Here is a 3501-nt window from a genome sequence, read left to right on the forward strand (position 1 = left end):
GCCCCCCGCCGGTCTTCCGACGCCGCGCACCGAGGCGGGTTCCGCCGGGCTGGCGGCGCTGGCCGCCGAGCCGCGGCGGGCGGTCGTCGCCCTGGACTTCGACGGCGTGCTGGCGCCGATCGTCCCCGACCCGGACTCCGCGCGCGCCCACCCGGGCGTCGTGCCCGCGCTGCAGCGGCTCGCGCCGCTGCTCGACGCGGTGGTCGTGGTGACGGGGCGGCCGGCGGGGACCGCCGCCGAGTACGGCGGGTTCGTGGGGGCGCCCGGGCTGGAGCACCTGACGATCCTCGGGCACTACGGCGCGGAGCGCTGGGACGCGCAGACCGGCGAGGTGCGCGCCCCGGCGGACCATCCCGGCGTCGCGGCCCTGCGCGCGGAGCTGCCGCGCGAGCTGAAGCGGGTGGGCGCGCCCGACGGCGCGTGGATCGAGGACAAGGGCCGCGCCATCGCCGTCCACACCCGGCGCACCGAGGACCCGGACGGAACCCTGGCGGCGCTGGACGCGCCGCTGCGCGCGCTGGCGGCCAAGCACGGGCTCACCGTCGAGCCGGGGCGGATGGTGCTGGAGCTGCGTCCACCGGGTGTGGACAAGGGCGCCGCACTGACGGCGTTCCTCGACGAGCGGAAGGCCGGAGCCGTCCTCTACGTCGGCGACGACCTCGGTGACGTGGCCGCCTACGACGCGGTCGAGGACCTGCGGTCCGTCGGCCGCCCGGGTGTGCTCGGCTACAGCGCGCCGACGACGGGCGAGCCGCCGTTGGCGGCGCTCGCAGAGCGGGCCGACCTCGTGCTCTCCGGTCCGGCCGGGGTGGTCGCCCTGCTGGAGGCGCTCAGCGCCGCGCTCGCTTCTCGTCCCTGATCCGGCGCAGCCGGTTGACCAGCACCGGATCGAAGGCGAGGGCGGCCTCGCGGTCGAGCAGGGCGTTGAGGAGTTGGGCGTAGCGGGTGGGCGAGAGGCCGAGCTCCTCGCGGATCGCCGCGTCCTTGGCGCCGCGCGCCCGCCACGGGCGCGCCTCGAAGGCCAGCACGGCGCGGTCGCGCTGCGTCAGCTCCTCCACCGTCGCTCCTTCCAGCACGCTTCCGGGGGACTCACCCGACCATACGACTTGTCATTCTGCCGCCTGCCTGTGACGCAATCTGTCACCCCCACCGGTGACGCGCACGCACTACCGTCGACGCCATGACCAGTTTCGCCGTGCACATCCCCGACGCCGAGCTCGAGCCCGACCCGCTCGACCCGAGCCAGATCGTCTCCGGCACGCCGGAGGTCTCCGGCAAGGTCCTGTGGGAGTCGGAGGACGGCAGGCAGATCCGCGGCATCTGGCAGATCACCCCGGGCGTGGTCACCGACACCGAGGCCAACGAGCTCTTCGTCGTCGTCTCCGGCCGCGCCACCATCGCGGTGTCCGGCGGCCCCACCTTCGACGTCGGCCCGGGCGACGCCTGCGTCCTGCGCGAGGGCGACGAGACCACCTGGACCGTCCACGAGACGCTGCGCAAGGCGTACCACATCACCCTGCCGTAGCCGGGGCACACGCAAGGGCGGCCACCCCGAGGGTGGCCGCCCTTGCGTGTTTGCGTGCGGTTACTTCACCGACCCCGCCGTCAGGCCGGAGGCGACCTTGCCCTCGATCAGGGCGAAGAGGATGATCACCGGGATCGTGGCGATGACGGACGCGGCGAACAGGTGCTGCCAGTCCGTGGCGTACTCGCCGACGAAGTTGGAGATCTTGACCGTGAGCGTGCGCGGGCCGCTCTGGGTGGTCAGGGTCAGCGCGACGATGAACTCGTTCCAGGCCGCGATGAAGGTGAAGATCAGCGCGGTGACGATGCCCGGGGCCGCCAGCGGGAGGATGACGCGGAACATCGCGCCGACGCGGCTGCAGCCGTCGACGATCGCCGCCTCCTCGATCTCCTTCGGGATCGCCGAGAAGTAGGCGTTCAGGATCCACACCGCGAAGGCCATGTTGAAGCCGGCGTTGACCAGGATCAGCGACCAGACCGAGTCGATCAGGTTGAACTGGAGGAACTGCTGGTAGATGCCGACGATCATCGCGGTCGGCTGGAACATCTGGGTGATCAGCACCAGCAGCAGGAACAGGCCCTTGCCGCGGAAGTTGCGGCGTGCGGTGTAGTACGCCGCCGGGATCGCGACCAGCAGCACCAGAGCGGTGGAACCGAAGGCGATCTCAAGACTGGTGCCGAGGTTGGTGCCGAGGCCGGTGGACCAGATGTCGGTGAAGCTGGCCAGGGTCGGGTGGCTCGGGAAGAGGTCGCGGTCGTGGAGTTCGTTGCCCGGCCGGAGGGCTGTGATCACCATCTCCAGGTACGGGAGGAGGAAGATCAGCCCGATCAGGTAGGCGCCGCCGGCGAGCGCCACCGTGCGCGGGCGGGGCAGCCTGCGCGGGGCGGGGGCCTTCCGGGCGGAGGCGGCGGCCGGGGTCGGGCGCGCGGTCACAGTGGTCATCTCAGTCCTCCGCGGTGTTCCACCGGGACGCCCGCAGGAAGAACAGGACGACCACGATGATGAAGCCGAAGTTGACCACGGACATCGCCGCTGCCTCGCCGATGCTGGTCTGCTGGGTGTTGTACATGAACAGCGTCGTGGTGGAGGTCTGGTTGCCCGGACCGCCGCCCGTCATCTCGTAGATGATCGGGAACGAGTTGAAGACGTTCATGATGTTGATCAGGGCCGCCACGAGCAGGGCCGGACGCAGCAGCGGCAGCGTGATCGACCAGTAGGTGCGCACCGAGCCCGCGCCGTCCAGGCGGCAGGCCTCGTAGACGTCCTCCGGCACCCCCTGGAGTCCGGCCAGCAGCGCGTAGGTGGTGAACGGCACCGAGACGAAGATCGCGACGACGATCTCCCAGATGAACGCCGGCGTCTGCTGCGAGAGCCAGTTGACGCTGTTGTAGTTCTTCATGAAGCCCAGGTCGTGCATCAGCACCAGGATCGTGCCGTTGCTCGGGTTGAGCATCCACTTGAAGACGATGGAGGTCATCACGACCGAGGCGGCCCACGGCGCGATCAGCGCCCAGCGGGCGACCTTGCGGCCCGGGAACTGCTTGTTGAACATCTGGGCCACACCCAGCGAGATCAGGATGGTGAGGCCGACCACGGCGACCACCCAGATGACGGTGCGCACGAGCACGCCGGGCAGGTCCGGCTCGTCGAACAGCTTGGTGAAGTTGCCCCAGCCCGCGCTGCCCTGGTCGAAGCCCATGGAGTCGAAGTGCTGACGCGAAGTCAGGAACATCGAGACCACCGGCCAGATCACCACGAACAGGATCAGGGCGGTGGCGGGTGTGATCCACGGAAGGGGCGCGAGCGCGCGTAGCACGCGGCGGCCGCCGCCGACGGTCCTGGCCGTCGGGCGTGGGGTGCCGTCGCTCCCGGGCGCCGGCTCCAGCAGGCCGGCCTGGGTCGATTGCGTCATGGTCTGCTCCATCGCGAACGCGCCGAGGGGCCGGCCGGCGGGTGAGTCCCGCCGGCCGGCCGCC

General features: G+C 71.0%; 5 protein-coding genes. 2 read left to right on the top strand and 3 right to left on the bottom strand.

All coding sequences use genetic code 11. The annotated features are described in order from the left end of the window. The coding region (gene otsB / locus TR49_RS03610) for a trehalose-phosphatase (RefSeq protein WP_042376934.1) at positions 1–859 on the top strand (859 nt) is incomplete at its 5' end. Here otsB and TR49_RS03615 read toward each other — a convergent pair. Next, positions 831–1058, bottom strand: coding sequence for a DUF3263 domain-containing protein (locus tag TR49_RS03615; protein ID WP_052433966.1), 228 nt, complete (start codon positions 1056–1058; stop codon positions 831–833). The genes otsB and TR49_RS03615 overlap by 29 nt on opposite strands. A 122-nt stretch (positions 1059–1180) precedes the next feature. Here TR49_RS03615 and TR49_RS03620 point away from each other — a divergent pair, with 122 nt between their 5' ends. Further along, positions 1181–1525 carry a cupin domain-containing protein gene (locus TR49_RS03620; protein ID WP_042376938.1) on the top strand — a complete coding sequence of 115 codons (345 nt, stop codon included), beginning with the start codon at positions 1181–1183 and terminating at the stop codon, positions 1523–1525. Between the two features lie 60 nt (positions 1526–1585). Here TR49_RS03620 and TR49_RS03625 read toward each other — a convergent pair whose 3' ends face one another. Then, positions 1586–2467, bottom strand: coding sequence for a carbohydrate ABC transporter permease (locus TR49_RS03625; RefSeq protein ID WP_084724510.1), 882 nt, complete (start codon positions 2465–2467; stop codon positions 1586–1588). A 1-nt stretch (position 2468) separates the two neighbouring features. Then, positions 2469–3437: a carbohydrate ABC transporter permease gene (locus TR49_RS03630; RefSeq protein WP_042376940.1), complete on the bottom strand. Its 969-nt coding sequence runs from the start codon at positions 3435–3437 to the stop codon at positions 2469–2471. Positions 3438–3501: the final 64 nt, after the last annotated feature.

This window comes from Streptacidiphilus melanogenes, from assembly GCF_000787835.1.
In the GTDB taxonomy this organism is placed as follows: Bacteria; Actinomycetota; Actinomycetes; order Streptomycetales; family Streptomycetaceae; genus Streptacidiphilus; species Streptacidiphilus melanogenes.